This is a genomic window from Streptomyces sp. NPDC057428 (assembly GCF_042803195.1).
GTDB lineage: Bacteria > Actinomycetota > Actinomycetes > Streptomycetales > Streptomycetaceae > Streptomyces.
Genome location: NZ_JBHVCT010000064.1, coordinates 18,479 through 36,255, shown reverse-complemented (window position 1 = coordinate 36,255; position 17,777 = coordinate 18,479). Strand labels below are relative to the sequence as shown.

At 71.6% G+C, this 17,777-nt stretch carries 17 protein-coding genes; 9 read left to right on the top strand and 8 right to left on the bottom strand.

What is annotated here, in order from left to right; translation table 11 throughout:
• Positions 1 to 36 precede the first annotated feature (36 nt).
• Positions 37 to 1,257, bottom strand: a complete 1,221-nt coding sequence (locus ACFU5K_RS22795; protein ID WP_384064630.1) for an acetyl-CoA C-acetyltransferase — start codon at positions 1,255 to 1,257, stop codon at positions 37 to 39.
• Between the two features lie 249 nt (positions 1,258 to 1,506).
• A complete protein-coding gene (locus tag ACFU5K_RS22790; protein WP_384064649.1) occupies positions 1,507 to 2,550 on the bottom strand; it encodes an SGNH/GDSL hydrolase family protein in 1,044 nt (347 codons plus the stop codon).
• A gap of 155 nt (positions 2,551 to 2,705) precedes the next feature.
• Here ACFU5K_RS22790 and ACFU5K_RS22785 point away from each other — a divergent pair, with 155 nt between their 5' ends.
• Both ACFU5K_RS22785 and ACFU5K_RS22780 read left to right on the top strand, forming a co-directional pair.
• Positions 2,706 to 4,109, top strand: coding sequence for a cystathionine beta-synthase (locus ACFU5K_RS22785; RefSeq protein ID WP_384064627.1), 1,404 nt, complete (start codon positions 2,706 to 2,708; stop codon positions 4,107 to 4,109).
• 394 nt (positions 4,110 to 4,503) lie between these two features.
• Positions 4,504 to 5,307, top strand: coding sequence for a maleylpyruvate isomerase family mycothiol-dependent enzyme (locus ACFU5K_RS22780; protein ID WP_384064624.1), 804 nt, complete (start codon positions 4,504 to 4,506; stop codon positions 5,305 to 5,307).
• A gap of 57 nt (positions 5,308 to 5,364) precedes the next feature.
• Here the strand turns inward: ACFU5K_RS22780 and ACFU5K_RS22775 are convergent, their stop codons facing one another.
• Positions 5,365 to 5,946, bottom strand: coding sequence for a DsbA family protein (locus ACFU5K_RS22775; RefSeq protein ID WP_384064621.1), 582 nt, complete (start codon positions 5,944 to 5,946; stop codon positions 5,365 to 5,367).
• A gap of 146 nt (positions 5,947 to 6,092) precedes the next feature.
• On the opposite strand from ACFU5K_RS22775, the gene ACFU5K_RS22770 reads away from it, so the two are divergent.
• On the top strand, positions 6,093 to 6,950 hold the full coding sequence (locus tag ACFU5K_RS22770; protein ID WP_384064619.1) for a MurR/RpiR family transcriptional regulator: 858 nt from the start codon (positions 6,093 to 6,095) through the stop codon (positions 6,948 to 6,950).
• A 74-nt stretch (positions 6,951 to 7,024) separates the two neighbouring features.
• On the opposite strand, the gene ACFU5K_RS22765 is transcribed toward ACFU5K_RS22770, so the two are convergent.
• The 4 genes from ACFU5K_RS22765 to ACFU5K_RS22750 all read right to left on the bottom strand — a co-directional run bounded on the left by ACFU5K_RS22765 (position 7,025) and on the right by ACFU5K_RS22750 (position 9,162).
• Positions 7,025 to 7,399 carry a hypothetical protein gene (locus tag ACFU5K_RS22765; protein WP_384064616.1) on the bottom strand — a complete coding sequence of 125 codons (375 nt, stop codon included), beginning with the start codon at positions 7,397 to 7,399 and terminating at the stop codon, positions 7,025 to 7,027.
• Positions 7,400 to 7,460: 61 nt separating this feature from the next.
• On the bottom strand, positions 7,461 to 7,928 hold the full coding sequence (locus ACFU5K_RS22760) for a roadblock/LC7 domain-containing protein (protein ID WP_327117841.1): 468 nt from the start codon (positions 7,926 to 7,928) through the stop codon (positions 7,461 to 7,463).
• 38 nt (positions 7,929 to 7,966) lie between these two features.
• Entirely contained in the window at positions 7,967 to 8,761 is a 795-nt protein-coding gene (locus ACFU5K_RS22755; protein ID WP_384064614.1) for a winged helix-turn-helix domain-containing protein, read from the bottom strand.
• A complete protein-coding gene (locus tag ACFU5K_RS22750) occupies positions 8,758 to 9,162 on the bottom strand; it encodes a hypothetical protein (protein WP_384064611.1) in 405 nt (134 codons plus the stop codon). Before ACFU5K_RS22750 ends, ACFU5K_RS22755 begins: the two co-directional genes overlap by 4 nt.
• 361 nt (positions 9,163 to 9,523) lie before the next feature.
• Between ACFU5K_RS22750 and hutU the strand changes: the two genes are divergently transcribed.
• The 4 genes from hutU (at position 9,524) to hutI (ending at position 15,160) form a co-directional block, all read left to right on the top strand.
• Positions 9,524 to 11,188, top strand: coding sequence for a urocanate hydratase (hutU, locus tag ACFU5K_RS22745; RefSeq protein WP_384064608.1), 1,665 nt, complete (start codon positions 9,524 to 9,526; stop codon positions 11,186 to 11,188).
• A gap of 101 nt (positions 11,189 to 11,289) precedes the next feature.
• Positions 11,290 to 12,504, top strand: coding sequence for an allantoate amidohydrolase (locus ACFU5K_RS22740; protein WP_384064646.1), 1,215 nt, complete (start codon positions 11,290 to 11,292; stop codon positions 12,502 to 12,504).
• Positions 12,495 to 13,865, top strand: coding sequence for a formimidoylglutamate deiminase (locus ACFU5K_RS22735; RefSeq protein WP_384064605.1), 1,371 nt, complete (start codon positions 12,495 to 12,497; stop codon positions 13,863 to 13,865). Before ACFU5K_RS22740 ends, ACFU5K_RS22735 begins: the two co-directional genes overlap by 10 nt.
• Before the next feature lie 113 nt (positions 13,866 to 13,978).
• Positions 13,979 to 15,160, top strand: a complete 1,182-nt coding sequence (gene hutI / locus ACFU5K_RS22730) for an imidazolonepropionase (RefSeq protein ID WP_384064603.1) — start codon at positions 13,979 to 13,981, stop codon at positions 15,158 to 15,160.
• Positions 15,161 to 15,307: 147 nt separating this feature from the next.
• Here the strand turns inward: hutI and ACFU5K_RS22725 are convergent, their stop codons facing one another.
• Positions 15,308 to 16,294, bottom strand: coding sequence for an RNA polymerase sigma factor SigF (locus ACFU5K_RS22725; protein WP_384064600.1), 987 nt, complete (start codon positions 16,292 to 16,294; stop codon positions 15,308 to 15,310).
• A 292-nt stretch (positions 16,295 to 16,586) separates the two neighbouring features.
• Here ACFU5K_RS22725 and ACFU5K_RS22720 point away from each other — a divergent pair, with 292 nt between their 5' ends.
• Positions 16,587 to 16,955: an STAS domain-containing protein gene (locus tag ACFU5K_RS22720; RefSeq protein ID WP_384064597.1), complete on the top strand. Its 369-nt coding sequence runs from the start codon at positions 16,587 to 16,589 to the stop codon at positions 16,953 to 16,955.
• 198 nt (positions 16,956 to 17,153) lie between these two features.
• Entirely contained in the window at positions 17,154 to 17,645 is a 492-nt protein-coding gene (locus tag ACFU5K_RS22715; protein WP_384064594.1) for an ATP-binding protein, read from the top strand.
• Positions 17,646 to 17,777: the final 132 nt, after the last annotated feature.

Genomic DNA, 17,777 nt, shown 5'->3' with positions numbered 1-17,777 from the left:
CTCGTACCTCGGGCGGCCTCTACCCTCCGCTACGGCTCAGCTCAGCCGCTCGATGACCATGGCCATGCCCTGGCCCCCGCCCACGCACATCGTCTCCAGGCCGAACTGCTTGTCGTGGAACTGCAGGCTGTTGATCAGCGTTCCCGTGATCCTGGCGCCGGTCATGCCGAAGGGGTGGCCCACGGCGATCGCGCCGCCGTTGACGTTCACCTTGTCCAGCGGCAGGCCGAGGTCCCGGTAGGACGGGATGACCTGGGCCGCGAAGGCCTCGTTGATCTCGGCCAGGTCGATGTCGTCGATGGTCAGCCCGGCGCGCCTGAGCGCCTGCCTGCTGGCCTCGACCGGGCCGTAGCCCATGATCTCGGGGGACAGGCCCGAGACGCCGGTCGAGACGATGCGGGCCAGCGGGGTCAGGCCCAGCTCGCGCGCCTTGGTGTCGGACATGATCACGAGGGCGGCGGCGCCGTCGTTGAGGGGACAGCAGTTCCCCGCGGTGACGAGACCGTCGGGACGGAACACCGGCTTGAGGCCCTGCACGCCCTCCAGGGACACCCCGGCGCGCGGGCCGTCGTCCTTGGAGACGACCGTGCCGTCCGGCGTCGTCACGGGGGTGATCTCGCGCTCCCAGAAGCCGTTCTTGATGGCTTCCTCGGCGAGGTTCTGCGACCGCACGCCGAACTCGTCCATGTCCTGGCGGGTGACGCCCTTGGTCCTGGCCAGGTTCTCGGCGGTCTGCCCCATCGAGATGTACGCGTCCGGGATCAGGCCCTCCTCGCGCGGGTCGGCCCAACCCGCACCCGACTCCTCGGCGCGGGCCGCGGTACGGGCCTCGGCGTCGGCGAACAGCGGGTTGTGCGTGTCCGGGAGGCTGTCGGAGTTGCCCTTCACGAAGCGGGACACCATCTCGACACCGGCGGAGATGAAGACGTCGCCCTCGCCCGCCTTGATGGCGTGCAGCGCCATGCGGCTCGTCTGCAGCGAGGAGGAGCAGTAGCGAGTGACCGTACAGCCGGGAAGGTGGTCCATCCCCATCTGTACGGCGATGATGCGGCCCAGGTTGTTGCCCTGCTCGCCGCCGGGGAGGCCGCAGCCGAGCATCAGGTCGTCGATGTCCTTCGGGTCCAGCTCCGGGACCTTGGCCAGCGCGGTCTGGATGATGGTCGCGGTCAGGTCGTCCGCGCGCAGATCCTTCAGGGACCCCTTGAAGGCCCGGCCGATGGGCGAACGGGCAGCAGAGACGATCACGGCTTCGGGCATCACGCGGCTCCATGAGAGGCAGGAAAGGCTGGGCTGCCTTGGAAGTTACCCGGACGTATAGCTGAGGTCACCCGACAGGCGATGTGATGCGGGCCTCTTTTCTAAGCAACCGCTCAGTCGCCCGCAATGTTCATGCCCTCGCCGGTTGCCGCGACGTTCCGGTCCGCCGGCCGCGCCTGTGGTCGCCACGCGCGGCACCGACAACGGCCCCCGCCGCCGTTCAGGCCCTTCCGTCCGGGCCCCTCGTGCTCAGGCGCGGCGCCACGAGGCACCGGATCCGTGCCCCGGAAACCACTTTCCGCCGCTGCCCGTCCCCGTGTCCTCGTGCCGCACCGGCTCGGTGTGGGCCGGGAGGCGCCAGCGCCTGCGGTGCTTGAGGAGGGCCCAGGGCGCGCGCGCCCCCGTCACCTCGGTACCGGCTTCCCGCGCTGCCCGGGAGGCCGCCTTCGCCACCGGCAGCATGCCCTCACGGCGCGAGACGTCGAGGTGGTCGGACTCGGGCCAGAGACCCAGCACCGCGCACAGGGTGGGCAGCATCGCCATCGCCGCCGTCGCGTAGCCCTCGGCGGAGGGGTGGTAGTTGTCGGGGCCGAAGAGCTCCCGGGGGTTCGCCTCGAACTCGGGACCGAGGAGGTCGCCCAGCGAGACGGTCCGGCCCCCCTGTTCCACAGCGCCGATCGTCTGGGCCGCCGCCAGTTGTCGGCTCACCCGGCGGGCCAGCCAGCGCAGCGGCTGGTAGACCGGCTCGATCGTGCCCAGGTCGGGGCAGGTCCCCACGACCACTTCCGCACCGGCCGTGCGCAGTCTGCGTACGGCGGTGCTCAGATAGCGCACCGACTGCGTCGCGGGCATCCGGTGGGTCACGTCGTTCGCGCCGATCATGATCGCGCACACGTCCGGTACGCCGGACGGATCCGCGAGCACGAGCGACACCTGGCGCTCCAGGTCGTCGGAACGCGCACCCGGAAGGGCGGCGTTCCGCAGGTCCACCGGCCGTTCCGCGACCGCCGCGAGCCCCGACGCCAGCAGCGCGCCCGGTGTCTGGCCCGCCCTGCGTACCCCCTGTCCGGCTGCCGTCGAGTCGCCGAGCATGACGAATCGCAGCGGATCCGCGGGGCCTGCGAACGCCACCCCGTACCGCCCGTCCGCACTCGGCGGGACGGGCGCGATCCCGCCGCCCACCCGCCGTTTCGCCAGCTGTACCTCCGCCAGCACCAGACCCACCGTCGCCGCACCGATCAGCCCGACGCTCCCGCCGCCGTAGGCCGCACCCGCTGCGATCCGCCGTGCCACCCTCGCCCTCGACACAGTCCGGTCCACCTCCTCCATGCCGCACAGCCGTACACAGGACTAACTGCCCCGCAGGGGGCCCGGCCCAATCGCCTGGTCCAATCTCCCGCACGTACGCATAGTCTTGCTTGACCATCTCGGAGATCCCGGAGTACACGGTGCAATTCCACGATTCGATGATCAGTCTTGTCGGCAACACCCCGCTGGTCAGGCTGCGCAATGTGACGGCAGGCATTCAGGCGACGGTCCTGGCCAAGGTCGAGTACTTCAACCCCGGCGGGTCGGTGAAGGACCGCATCGCGCTGCGCATGATCGAGGCCGCCGAACAGAGCGGAGAGCTGAAGCCCGGCGGCACGATCGTCGAGCCCACCAGCGGTAACACCGGTGTGGGCCTCGCGATCGTCGCCCAGCAGAAGGGCTACAAGTGCATCTTCGTCTGCCCGGACAAGGTGTCCATGGACAAGATCAACGTGCTGCGCGCGTACGGCGCCGAGGTCGTCGTCTGCCCCACCGCCGTAGACCCTGAGCACCCGGACTCGTACTACAACGTCTCCGACCGCCTGGTACGCGAGACGCCGGGGGCCTGGAAGCCCGACCAGTACTCCAACCCGAACAACCCGCGCTCGCACTACGAGACCACGGGTCCCGAGCTCTGGGAGCAGACGGAGGGGAGGATCACCCACTTCGTCGCGGGTGTCGGTACCGGGGGCACGATCACCGGTACGGGCCGCTATCTCAAGGAGATCAGCGACAACGGCGTGACGGTCGTCGGCGCGGACCCGGAGGGCTCCGTCTACTCCGGCGGCTCCGGGCGCCCGTACCTCGTGGAGGGGGTCGGCGAGGACTTCTGGCCGAGCGCCTACGACCGTACGGTCACCGACGAGATCGTCGCCGTCTCGGACAAGGACTCCTTCCAGATGACGCGCCGCCTCGCCAAGGAGGAGGGCCTACTCGTCGGCGGTTCCTGCGGCATGGCCGTCGTCGCGGCACTGGAGGTCGCCGCCCGCCTCGGTCCCGACGACGTGGTGGTCGTCCTGCTGCCGGACAGCGGGCGCGGTTACATGAGCAAGATCTTCAACGACGAGTGGATGGCCGACTACGGCTTCCTGGAGGACACCGGCCCGTCCGCCCGGGTCGGCGCCGTGCTCGACTTCAAGGAGGGGCCGCTCCCCTCGCTCGTCCACATGCACCCGGAGGAGACGGTCGGCGAGGCCATCGACGTACTCCGGGAGTACGGCGTCTCGCAGATGCCGATCGTGAAGCCCGGGGCGGGTCACCCCGACGTCATGGCCGCCGAGGTCATCGGCTCCGTGGTGGAGCGGCAGTTGCTGGACGCCCTGTTCACCCAGCGGGCGACGCTGTCCGACCCGCTGGAGAAGCACATGTCGGCCCCGCTGCCCCAGGTCGGCTCCGGCGAGCCGGTCGAGGACCTGATGGCCGTGCTCAGCGGTACGGACGGGGCCGATGCTGCGATCGTCCTCGTCGAGGGCAAGCCGAAGGGCGTGGTGAGCAGGCAGGACGTGCTGGCCTTCCTCGCGAAGGACGCCGCCCCTAAGCCGTAACCGCAGGTTCTGCGGGTTCGTGAAAACGGTACGAGCGCGACACGTCGGCGCAGCACCGGCTTAACACGGCTCCGGCAGAGTGATGGGTGTCGGCAGGGAAACCCGCCGGCACCACGTACGGCGACACGGACTACGGAGCGGCTCCCGGACCTCCACCGTCGCCAGGACGCGACACCCGGCCCTGACCCGGGACCGCGTCCCTCGCGGGGACCGCCGTCGTCCCGCCCTCCGGGCAACCGGGGGTGCGGCGGTCCCCGCGACATACCCGTGAGCGGACACCGGCGGCCCCTCGTGCGGCCCCCTCAGTAGGGCCGGCCCCCCTGTTCCGGCTCTTGCGCGAGGCGGGCCGTGCGCCGTCGGCGTAGCGTTGAAGCGGGGAGCTGGGAGGCGTCCCATGTCCGTCACCACACCGTTCGCACGCGCGATCCGGCGCACGTCGGGGGCCAGGGCGCGAGAGGCCAACGAGGCGGAGCTGAGGGCGACGCTCTCCACCTACCGCGAGCTGTCCGACGAGGACTGGCGGCGGCCGAGCCCGTGCGCCGGCTGGACGATCCGGGACATGCTCGCGCACACCGTCGGCCAGTACGAGGAACTGCCCCGCCCCTGGGTCGCCGTGCAGCGGATCCGGCGGGGCCGCCGGACCCATCCCACCCTCGGCCCGCTCGACGGGCACAACGAGATCCAGATCGAGGACCGGCAGGCCGTCCCGGGGCGCGAACTCATCGGCGCGCTCGCGCGCTACGCCCCCCAGGCCATCATCGCCATGCGCCGCCTGCCCGCGGCCGTACGCCGCAGGGTCCGGCCGAGTCTGCTCCACCCGGAGAGGAAGGCGCTGCCCGACGACTCGGTCGAGTACCTCTACTGCGTCCTCATCGTCCGGGACACCTGGATGCACCGGATGGACCTCGGCGACGCCACCGGGGCGGATCCGGCGCTGGGCAGGCACGACCGGGAGGTCATGGACCAGGTGGTCCTCGACCTGGCCCTCACCTGGACGGGACCCGCAGCGGAGCTCGACCTCCACGGACCCGCGGGCGGGAGCCACCTGCTGGGCGGTGGCGCCCCGGCGGCCGTCGTCCGCGCCGACGCCGTCGACCTCGCCCGGCACCTGTCGGGGCGCCGCGTGCGCGGCACCCTGGAGGTGGAGGGCGATCCCTGGGCGCGGTCTGCACTCATGTCTGCGCGTGTCGTGTTCTGAGCCCGCCCCACCGCCTCCGGAGACGCCCCGCGCGGCCGGGGTCCGGGCGCACCCTCCTCAGCGGGGCGTCACCTCGGCGAGGAAGGTCTCGGGGGTGACCGCGTATCCCAGGGAGTTCATGACGGCGACCGGCGCGCCGTCGATCAGCACCGTGGGGGTGGAACTGACGCCGCTCGCCTCGAAGGCCGCCGACACCTGCGCCGCCCAGGGCAGGTAGGTGTGCTCCAGGACCTTCTGCCGGAACGCGTCGGTGTGCAGCGCCTCGACCTCACCGGCCAGCCGCAGCAGGAAGTCCCGGTCGGCGAAGGCGTCCACGTCCTCGCTGGGCTGATCGGCGTACAGCGCCCGCAGGTACTGCATGAACGGCTTCTGTCCCTCGTCCGCGGCGGCGCCCAGCGCGGCCAGCGCCTCCAGGGAGCCGCTGCCGCCGGCGGAGTCGTCGATGAAGGTGCCGAAGTGGTGGTCGATCGCGAAGCGGCCCTCGTCGGCGGCCCGCTCCATGACGGCCCCGAGCCCGAGCTCCATGCGTTTGCAGAACGGGCAGCGCAGGTCTGCGTAGACGCTCAGCACGTGCGCGGCATCGGTGGCACCGTAGCGGACGATGATGCCGCCGGGCCCCGTCGTGTTCGCTGGGATCATGATCCCAGGGTCCGCAGTCGGGAGCCGTCCCGCAATGCGAGGGCCCCCGCCGCCGGGGTGTCCTGTATATGGACATGCAGAGCGCTTGCTGGCTGAATGGAATTCGCGGTGCCAAACCGGCACGGCGGAACTCCGAAGGGGACAGCATGAGCGGGAGCAGCCCGGCTGCGCGGTTGCAGCGGCTCTTCGAGGGGCAGCGGCTCACGCCCACCCAGCGGCGTATCGCTCACTCCATGGTGCGACGGGCCGCCGACGCCCCGTTCCTCTCGAGTGTCGAGCTGGCCGAGCTGGCCGGGGTCAGCCAGCCCTCCGTCACCCGCTTCGCCGTCGCGCTCGGCTTCGACGGATACCCGGCACTGCGCAGGCACCTGCGCGATGTCACGCCCTCCGTGGCGGACGGGGCTGACGGAGCGGACGGGACGGAGGAGAGCTTCAATGAGTACCAGCAGGCCGTCCTGGCCGAGATCGACAATCTCCGGCAGCTGTCCGAGCTGCTCGCCGACCCAGGGCCCGTCGAGCGGGCGGGCCGGTTGCTCGCCGGGTCCAGGCCCCTGCTGGTGCTCGGTCTGAGGGCCGCGTCCTCGCAGGCCCGGGGGTTCGGCTACTTCGCCGCCAAGGTGCACCCGGACGTGCGGGTCCTCGACGAGGGCGGCAGCATGCTGCACGACCGTATCGACGCGGCCCGGCGAGCGGGCGCGAGCGCCCTTATGTGCTTCGCGCTGCCGCGTCACCCCCGCGAGGGCGTGGACGCGCTGGCGTACGCACGTGAACAGGGGCTGACCGTCGTCACCGTGGCCGACTCCGCCTTCGCGCCGGTGGCCGCCCACAGCGACCTGCTCATTCCGGCGGCCGTGGGCACTGGGCTCGCCTTCGACACCGCGTGCGCGCCGATGCTGCTGGGGCGGGTGTTGCTGGAGGCCATGTGCGACGGGCTGCCCGAGGCACAGGCCCGGCTGGAGGAGTTCGACGCGCGGGCCGCGGCGCGGGGACTGTTCGTCGATTAGCCGCGTCTTACGGGGCCGTGGCGGGGACGCCGCGCCGGTGGGGCGCGGCGTCCAGGCAGCCGAGCGCGTGGGGCTCAGACCTCCAGGTCGGCTTCGATCTTCCTCAGCTGGTGCCTGGCCATCGCGAGGTTCGCGCGGTTGGAGTCCAGCACGAGGTAGAGGAACAGGCCGTTGCTGCCACGGGTCTTGAGCAGGCGGATCAGGTGGTACTGGCCGCTCAGGGTGATCAGGATGTCCTCGATCTCCTCCTTGATGCCCAGATGCTCCATGGTCCGCAGCTTCGCCCGTACGACGTCCGTGTTGCCGGCGGCGGCGACGTCCAGGTTGAAGTCCTTGCCACCCCCGAGGGTGCCGAGGGCCATGCCGCTGGTGTAGTCGACGAGTGCGACACCGAGGGTCCCCTCGATCGACGCCATTGCTTCCTTCAGTGACGCTTCGGTGTTGGCCATAGCGCTGGTTCCTTTCCGTGGCCGGCCCTTTGGCCGGTCAGTTACCGACTTGCTTCGGGTGTCACGTGGCATCTGGTGGGGTGGGGCGTCGGGGGAGGGCCCGGGACTGCGGGGGCCTCGGCGGAGGCACGGGGCGCTCGATGCGCTCCTGCGTGGCGTCGACCATCTCGCCGATGCGTGCGCCGGCCCGGCGGCCCTCCAGATGGAGGCGGCCGACGTTGATGCGGTCCTCGGCCAGCAGGGTGAGGACGGCGGACGCGCCCGCCGCGTAGGTGGCGATGTATCCGGATTCGCCTCGGATCAGCAGTTCGCGGAAACCGCCGCGTCCGGTGGCGTCGGTCATCCGGATCGATACGCCGAGTGCGGCGGCGGTCAGCGCCGCGACGCCCTCGGCCTCCATGCCCGGGGTGTCCTGGGCGACGACGAGGCCGTCGGTGCTGGCGGCGAGTGCGCCGGTCAGGAGCGGGACACGGGCGCGTAACCGCTGGAGCTCGTCGAGGACATCCTGCACTTCGGCCTCGGGCACCATCAGCTGTCTCCTCCCGGCACGCTGTCTGAGCGCGCGAATCACAGGGCCTCCAATGCGTCTCTGAGCCGGCGCAACAGGGCGACGTCGGGGTCGTTCGTGACCTCCGGCAGCGTGATCCGTTCGGCTGTCGGCGCGGACGCGGCCGTGCGGACCGCTTCGACCAGTCCGGCGGCGGCGAGCCGGCGCAGGTCGACCAGGATGTGGAAGGCCGAGCGGCCCAGTTCCCGGGCGATGTCCGTGGCGGTGCGCTCGCCGTTCACCAGGTCCAGGACGCGCCGCTGGCGCGGGGGGACCGGGGCGTCGACCGGGTGGGTCGTGGGGGCCAGCGGGGCGCTGTCGGTGAGTGCGTCCGGCCAGATCCGGTCGAGCAGTTCCCGGCGCCGGAGCGTCTCGCGCTGCACGGCGTCCACGGGTACGGGCCGTACCGGGCCTATCCAGTGGGACACCCCGTAGCGGAAGCGGGCCGGGGTGTTCGTGGGCGCCAGGGCGAAGAAGGCGGCGTCGTACAGCGCGCCCAGGTGGCACAGTTCCAGGGCGCCGCCCGGCACCGAGCCGCTGTCGACGAGGTAGCGGCCGACGCGCTGTCCGGCGCCCGCCTGCTCGACCGCGTCCCACCAGCCCTCCGAGCGGAGTGCCCCGCCGGTGGTGAGCAGGACGTCGATCCCCGGGGTGGCGGGGCTTTCGGCGTGTACGACCTGGCCGTCGGCGAGGTAGAGGGTGCCCCGGTCGCGCATCAGCGCGCCGGTCGCGCGCTCGTCCGCGAGCCGCTGGAGCATGGGGGAGGGCGCGGCCCGCTCCAGGAGGCCGGGTGCCGCTGTGGCGGTGGGTCTCATGCGAGGACCAGCCGCTCGGCTATCTCGCCCAGCCGGATACGGGCCATGGCCAGATTGCCTTCCGAGCGGTCCAGCCACAGGTGGAGGAACACGCTGCTGTCGAAGGCCGTCTCGACGAAACGGAGGATGTGATAGCCGGGCGCGGTGGTGACGATGACGTCCTCGACCGCGGGTGCGGGCGGCCCCTGCGCGCCGGCGGACGGTCCCGCCTCCGCGAAGACCGGTTGCTCCGCGGCCATCCGAGCCACCTCGGCCGTCTCGGCGGCGGTGGCCTCGTGGTCGCCGTTGGGCGACTCACCGATGGTGCCGAGCGCGAGACCACTCGTCCAGTCGACCACTGCGGCGCCGCGGGCACCGGGCAGCCTCATGACTTCGAGCAGGCACTCGTCGATTCCGGGCAACGCGGACTCCCCTCCCGACGCGGCGTACGGGTGTAATGGAGAGGCTACGCAACGTGCTTGCTCCTGGTGGGTCTTCTGGCATTTTCCAGCGGTACATGCGAACGCCGGTGTAAAGGGCGGGAGATGGGTGAGCGGCACCCGGTCGGAAACCGTCCGGCCGACTGTCCTTCCCGGGCGGATCCGGTCGGGAGGTGCCGGTTGCCGAACAGCCTCATGGCGCGACATGAGCGTCTGAGGGCTGTTCCGTGATCCCCGGCGCGCGGACGACGGCGGGCCGGGGTACGTGTCCACCTTGTTGACTAGGACTATTCAGGCGGCCAGGATGTGAATAGGAGAGTCACGTTCGCGAGGAGGCATTGCCATGTCAGGACCCCGCCCCGTACGGGCGCCGCGCGGTACGGAACTGAGCGCCCTGGGATGGCAGCAGGAAGCCGCCCTCCGCATGCTGCAGAACAACCTCGACCCCGAGGTCGCCGAACACCCCGACAAGCTCGTCGTCTACGGTGGCACCGGCAAGGCCGCCCGCGACTGGCGGTCCTTCGACGCCATGGTCCGTACGCTGCGGACGCTCAAGCAGGACGAGACGATGCTCGTCCAGTCCGGCCGGCCGGTGGGCGTCATGCAGACCCACGAGTGGGCACCGCGCGTCCTGATCGCCAACTCCAACCTCGTGGGCGACTGGGCCAACTGGGAGGAGTTCCGCCGGCTTGAGGCCCTCGGGCTGACCATGTACGGGCAGATGACCGCCGGCTCCTGGATCTACATCGGAACCCAGGGCATCCTCCAGGGCACCTACGAGACGTTCGCCGCCGTCGCCGCCAAGCGGTTCGGCGGAACGCTCGCGGGCACCATCACGCTGACCGCCGGACTGGGCGGCATGGGCGGCGCCCAGCCGCTGGCCGTCACGATGAACGACGGCGTCGCCCTCGTCATCGACTGCGACCCGCGCGCCATCGAGCGCCGGATCGAGCACCGCTTCCTGGACGTCCGGGCCGATTCGCTCGAACACGCGCTGCAGCTGGCCGTAGAGGCCCGCGACGCACGGCGCCCGCTCTCCATCGGCCTGCTGGGCAACGCCGCGGAGCTGCTGCCCCGCATGCTCGCCGAGGGCGCCCCCGTCGACATCGTCACCGACCAGACCAGCGCCCACGACCCGCTCGCCTACCTGCCCGTCGGTGTGGACTTCGACGACATGGCCGCGTACGCGGCCGAGAAGCCCGCCGACTTCACCCGGCGCGCCAGGGAGTCGATGGCCGCACACGTCGAGGCGATGGTGGGCTTCATGGACGCGGGCGCGGAGGTCTTCGACTACGGCAACTCGATCCGGGGCGAGGCCCAGCTCGCCGGGTACGCCCGGGCGTTCGACTTTCCCGGCTTCGTGCCCGCCTACATCCGGCCCCTCTTCTGCGAGGGCAAGGGTCCCTTCCGGTGGGCGGCGCTGTCGGGCGAGGCGTCGGACATCCACAAGACCGACAAGGCGCTGCTCGAACTCTTCCCGGAGAACGAGTCACTGCACCGCTGGATCAGGATGGCCGGCGAGCGGGTCCACTTCCAGGGGCTGCCCGCCCGTATCTGCTGGCTCGGCTACGGCGAACGCGACCGGGCCGGGGAGCGGTTCAACGACATGGTGGCGAGCGGCGAGCTGGCCGCGCCGCTGGCCATCGGGCGCGACCACCTGGACTGCGGCTCGGTCGCGTCGCCCTACCGCGAGACCGAGGCCATGCTGGACGGCTCGGACGCGATCGCCGACTGGCCGTTGCTCAACGCCATGGTCAACGTGGCCTCGGGCGCGTCCTGGGTGTCCCTGCACCACGGCGGCGGTGTGGGCATGGGGCGTTCGATCCACGCGGGACAGGTCACGGTCGCCGACGGCACGGAGCTCGCGGGCGAGAAGATCCGGCGCGTGCTGACGAACGACCCGGGGATGGGCGTCATCCGGCACGTCGACGCCGGGTACGACATCGCGGAGTCCGTCGCCTCGGACAAGGGTGTGCGGGTCCCGATGGCGGAGGACGACGGCCGGTGACCGGGACGGCGGGCGACGGCCCGGTCGCACCGGGGAGCTCCTCGTACGGCCGGGGGACGGGCGCGCCCTCCGAGGCCGGCGGGGCCGAGTCGTTCCAGGCGATGTGGCGCGGCCTCGCGCCCCTCGGGCTGGACCCCGGGAGCGGCGGCTACCGCCGCTACGCCTGGACCGGCGCCGACCTGGAGTGCCGGGAGTGGTTCCGGGCCCAGGCCGAGTCGCGCGGGCTGGCCTACGAGACCGACCGCAACGGCAACCAGTGGGCATGGCTCGGCGACCCACTCGCCGGGGACGCCGTGGTCACCGGGTCCCACCTCGACTCCGTGCCCGACGGCGGCGCCTTCGACGGGCCCCTCGGCGTGGTGTCCTCGTTCGCGGCCCTGGACGAACTCCGCCGCAGGGGAGCGGAGTTCACCAGGGCCTTCGCCGTGACCAACTTCGGTGACGAGGAGGGGGCCCGCTTCGGGCTCGCCTGCGTCGGGTCCCGGCTGGCCGCCGGGCAGCTGACCCGCCAGGACGCGCACAGGCTCCGGGACGGCGACGGCGTGCTCCTCCCGCAGGCCATGGAGGCGGCGGGATACGACCCCGACGCCATCGGTCCCGATCCTGAACGCCTCGCCCGCATCGGCGCGTTCGTCGAGCTCCACGTGGAGCAGGGCAGGGCCCTCGACCTGAGCGGCGACCCCGTCGGTGTCGCCTCGGCCATCTGGCCGCACGGGCGCTGGCGGTTCGACTTCCGGGGCGAGGCCAACCACGCGGGCACCACGCGGCTCGCCGACCGGCGCGACCCGATGCTCACCTACGCCGAGACCGTCCTGGCGGCCCGGCGTGAGGCGGAACTCGCGGGCGGTCTCGCCACCTTCGGCAAGGTCGCCGTCGAGCCCAACGGGGTCAACGCGATCCCGTCCCTCGTGCGGGGCTGGCTCGACTCGCGGGCCGCCGACCAGGCCACCCTCGACGCGGTGGTCGCCGGTGTCGAGCGGGCCGCGAGGGAGCACGCGGAGCGCGCCGGTATCGATCTCGACGTCGTACGCGAGTCGTTCACCCCGGTCGTGGAGTTCCAGCACGCGCTGCGCGACGAGATCGGCCGGATCCTCGGTGAGCACGGTGCGGAGGGGCCCGGACGGGCGGTGCCCGTCCTGGGAACCGGCGCGGGACACGACGCGGGTATTTTGTCCGCCTCCGCGCCGACCGCCATGCTGTTCGTACGGAACCCCACCGGGGTCTCGCACTCGCCCGCCGAGCATGCGGCGGAGGACGACTGCGTGGCCGGGGTGAGGGCACTCGCCGACGTACTGGAGGGTCTCGCGTGCAGCTGACGACGCAACCGACGACGGGCACACCGGTCACCACGACGTACTGGCTGTCGCACGCCTGGCTCGGCGCCCACGTCGAGCCGGACGTGCTCCTGGACGTCTCCCACGGGCGCATCGCGGGTGTGCGTACGGGAGTCGGGACCCCGCCGCCCGGTGCCACCGTGCTGCGCGGGCTGACCCTCCCCGGGCTGGCCAACACCCACTCGCACGCGTTCCACCGGGCCCTGCGCTCCACGGTCCAGGTGGGCTCCGGCACCTTCTGGACCTGGCGCGAGATGATGTACCGGGCCGCGGCCCGGCTGACGCCTGACACCTACTTCGACCTGGCGCGTGCGACGTACGCGGAGATGGCGCTCGCCGGCGTCACCGCCGTGGGCGAGTTCCACTATCTGCACCACGCTCCCGGCGGCACGCCCTACGACAACCCGAACGCGATGGGCGAGGCCCTGATCGCGGCGGCGGCCGAGGCGGGCATTCGCATCACCCTGCTGGACACGGCCTATCTCGCGGCCGGATTCGGTGAGAGGCCCAGTCGTCACCAGCTCCGCTTCTCCGACACGACGGCCGAGGCCTGGGCCGAGCGGGCCTCCCTCCTCAAAGGTGACGAGCACGCGCTGATCGGCGCGGCGATCCATTCCGTACGCGCCGTCCCCGCCGGGCAGCTCGCCACGGTCGCGCAGTGGGCCGAGGAACGGCAGGCCCCGCTGCACGTCCACCTCTCCGAGCAGACCGCGGAGAACGACGCCTGCCTCGAGGCCCACGGCCGCACGCCCACCCGGCTCCTCGCCGACCACGGCGTCCTCGGCCCGCGGACGACCGGCATCCACAACACGCACCTGACCGCCGAGGACATCGTGCTGCTCGGCGCCTCGCGCACGGGCACCTGCATGTGCCCCACCACCGAACGCGACCTCGCCGACGGCATCGGACCTGCGGCAGCCCTCCAGAAGGCGGGCTCCACGCTCTCGCTGGGCAGCGACAGCCACGCCGTGATCGACCTCTTCGAGGAGGCCAGGGCGATGGAGCTCAACGAGCGGCTGCGCACCCAGGCGCGCGGTCACTGGACGGCGGCCGCGCTGCTCAGGGCGGCGTCCGCCGACGGGCACGCCGCCCTGGGCCGTCCGGAGGCCGGCGCGCTCGAACCGGGTGCGCCCGCCGATCTCGCCACTGTGGCGCTGGACTCGGTCAGAACGGCGGGGCCGGTACCCCGGCTGGCTGCGGAGACAGCCGTATTCGCCGCCTCCGCAGCCGATGTCCGGCACACCGTGGTGGCGGGGCGGCACATCGTCCGCGACGGCCGGCACGCACTGGTCGAGGATGTGCCGGGAGCGCTCGCATCGGCGATCGCCGCCCTGCGCGGCTGAGAGCCTGTCGGGCGTAGCCCCCGCGCCGGGCCCCGGCCGTCCGGCCCACCACCCACCCAGGCCGAGACCCCCCGGCGGCCCCGCCGGCCGAACACGACGAAAGCTGCCTCCGGATGACGACGACCACGACGACCGCCATCACCCACATCGCGAACCTGGTCACCAACGACCCCTCCCTCGGTGACGGGACCCCCCTGGGCCTGATCCAGGACGCGGCCGTCGTCATCGAGGGCGACCGCATCGTGTGGACCGGTGAATCAAGCAGAACACCTGCCACTGACAACGCCGTCGACGCCGGGGGCCGGGCCGTCGTCCCCGGCTTCGTCGACTCCCACTCCCACCTGGTCTTCGCCGGGGACCGCACCGCCGAGTTCAACGCCCGTATGTCCGGCCGTGCCTACTCCGCCGGCGGCATCCGCACCACCGTGGCCGCGACCCGCGCCGCCTCCGACGAGGAGCTCTCCGCCAACGTCGCCCGCTACCTGGCCGAGGCGCTCCGGCAGGGCACCACCACCTTCGAGACCAAGTCCGGCTACGGCCTCACCGTCGAGGACGAGGCGCGCGCCCTGCGCATCGCCGCCCGCCACACCGACGAGGTCACCTACCTCGGCGCCCACATCGTGCCCCCCGACTACGCCGACGACCCCGCCGGCTACGTGGAGCTGGTCACCGGCCCGATGCTGGAAGCCTGTGCCCCGCACGCCCGCTGGATCGACGTCTTCTGCGAGCGGGGCGCCTTCGACGAGGACCAGGCACGCACCATCCTCACCGCAGGCCTGGCCAGGGGTCTGCAACCTCGTGTCCACGCCAATCAGCTGGGGCACGGGCCCGGCGTCCTGCTCGCGGTCGAACTCGGTGCCGCGTCCGCCGACCACTGCACGCACCTCACCGACGCCGACCTCGAAGCGCTCGGCCAGGGCGACACGGTCGCCACCCTGCTGCCCGGCGCGGAGTTCTCGACCCGCGCCGCCTGGCCGGACGCCCGCCGTATCCTCGGCGCGGGCGCCACCGTGGCACTGTCCACGGACTGCAACCCGGGCTCCTCGTTCACCTCGTCCATGCCGTTCTGCATCGCCCTCGCCGTAAGAGACATGGGCATGACCCCCGATGAAGCGCTCTGGTCCGCCACCGCCGGGGGCGCCGCCGCGCTGCGCCGCACCGACGTCGGCCGCATCACCCCAGGGGCCCGCGCCGACCTCGTACTCCTCGACGCGCCGAGCCACGTCCACCTCGCCTACAGGCCGGGGGTCCCCCTGGTCCGCGCGGTGTGGAGGAGCGGCAGGCAGGTCGTCTGACCGGTCCGGCGGGCGGACCGGCGGAGGTCCGCGGGTGGCAAGGAAGCCCGAGCACGGGCGAATCCGGCACTGCCATGCGGAAGGACCCGCCCGTCGACCGGGTCGGGTCCTTCCGCAAGGCTGTTCCGTGGTGCTCGGAGCCACCGGTCACTCGTCGATGGTCAGGCCCTTCCTGAGCTTGACGAGCGTCCGGGAGAGCAGCCGGGACACGTGCATCTGCGAGATGCCGAGCTCTTCACCGATCTCGGACTGCGTCATGTTGGCGACGAAGCGCAGCGACAGGATCGTGCGGTCGCGTGTCGGCAGCGAGGCGATGAGCGGCTTGAGCGACTCGACGTACACGATGCCTTCGAGGCCGTCGTCCTCGTAGCCGATGCGGTCCGCGAGAGCGCCCTCGCTGCCGTCGTCGTTGTCGTCGAACTTGGCGTCCAGGGAGCTCGCGGTGTACGCGTTGCTCGCGGTCATGCCCTCGACGACCTCGTCCCGGCCGATGCCGAGCCGCTCGGCGAGTTCGGCGACCGTGGGCGCGCGGTCCAGCTTCTGGGCCAGTTCGTCGCCCGCCTTGGCGAGGTCGAGCCGCAGCTCCTGGAGCCGGCGCGGGACGCGCACGGACCAGCTGGTGTCGCGGAAGAAGCGCTTGATCTCGCCGATGATGGTGGGCATCGCGAACGTCGGGAACTCGACGCCCCGGCTGAGCTCGAAGCGGTCGATCGCCTTGATCAGGCCGATCGTGCCGACCTGGACGATGTCCTCCATCGGCTCGCTGCGCGAGCGGAACCGGGCGGCGGCGAACTTGACCAGTGCGAGGTTGAGTTCGACGAGGGTGTTGCGGACGTACGCGTACTCGTGCGTGCCCTCCTCGAGGGCTTCGAGTCGTACGAAGAGCGTCTTCGACAACGCCCTGGCGTCGACCGCGCCGATCCCGGCGTAGTGCGGGATCTCGGGGAGGCCGTCGAGCCCTTCGTCCGGGCAGTTGTCCTCGGCGGTCCGGTCGGCCGTGGTGCCGACGGTGTCTGTGGTGCCGGTGCGCTGGCCGGATACGGCGCTCGCTGCAGCGGAGTCGGAATCGGTCGGTCCCTGGGGACATGCCGACGTCGCGATACGGGTACGCGATACGTCGAGCCGGGGTGACATGGGTCTCCTCCATCGTTCTCGGCATATGGCTGCCGATGCCCATACGTGTTCCTGCGGTGAAGCGGCGCCTCCGAAGCCGATCGGGTTCCTGGTGGTGATGTCCCTCTACCCATACCCGGTCCGAGCCTTGAGTTACAAGCGCCAAATCAGCGCGTATGTCCGGTTTATGGAGTTCTTCGACTACCCTGTGGCGAGGGAAACGCGTAATGTTTCACGCACGTCGGGGGTAGCCACGATGAAGCCGCGCACACAGGGTGCCGCGGGTAGTGACGGACGGCGAAGAGGAACAGCGATGGACCGCGGGACGGTCGGGAGCGCGAACCGGGGTCGGCTGAATGTCGAGGTCCGCACCGAAGGGCGCAGCGAAGTCGTGACGCCGGCGGGTGAGCTCGATCACCACACCGCCGATCTGCTCAGGGAACCCCTGGAGAACGCGATCGAGCAAGGGCGTACGCGCCTGGTGGTCGACTGCGCGCGGCTCGACTTCTGTGATTCCACTGGACTGAACGTGCTGCTGGGCGCGCGCCTCCAGGCCGAGACCGCCGGCGGTGGGGTCCACCTGGCCGGAATGCAGCCCGTGGTGGCCCGCGTCTTCGAGATCACGGGAGCGGAAGCGGTCTTCACCGTGCACGCTTCGCTCGAAGACGCTCTGAACAGCTGATAAGGGCACTCCTCATGCCTTTCCCCGGCCTCTGTGGCCCCGACTGTCGCCCGAGTCACGCTGTTGGCGTAGGCGAAGTGGGTGTTGTCACCATTCGGCAGGGCAGGAGAGACCCGTCGGGGTCAGCAAGCCCGCACACTCTGTATCTGGTCAATATCTGTTCGTGGCAACACGGTGAATCGGTGAGGTGAAGCGCTGATGAGCACCACCCGGCAGCATCCGCCGGGCGGCCTCGGCCGCGAGCCGGACGGTACGGGCACTGGCTCTGCCGCTCCGGCCGACCGGCAGTGGCGCACGCTCTCGCTGAGGGACGCCAGTGGCATCGTGCCCACGGCCCGCGACTTCGCCCGGCAGGCACTCCATGACTGGGGCTGGCTGCCGGCGACGGGAGCGGACCGGCGTGCCGCCGCCGAGGACGTCCTCCTGGTCGTCTCCGAGCTGGTGACGAACGCCTGTCTGCACGCGGGCGGTCCCGAGGAGATCCGTCTCGGCCACTCGCCCAAAGCGCTCAGGGTCGAGGTCATGGACGGTGGCGCGGGCCAGCCCACGCCGCGTACCCCGCACCGCGCCGGGCGCCCGGGCGGGCACGGCATGTTCATCGTGCAGCGGCTGTGCCTGGACTGGGGTGTGACCCGCACGCCGGACGGCCCAGGCAAGACCGTCTGGGCGGAGCTCGCCGCACCCGCGTAGCCCACGAGCCGTCCTCGCGCGTCACGGACGAGCGAGCGGACCGCCCCAAGCGGAGTCACGGACGTCCCACGCAGACGGATCAGGGCCGCCGCACCGGATCGGTGCGGCGGCCCTGTCGTGTGTCCGGACGGG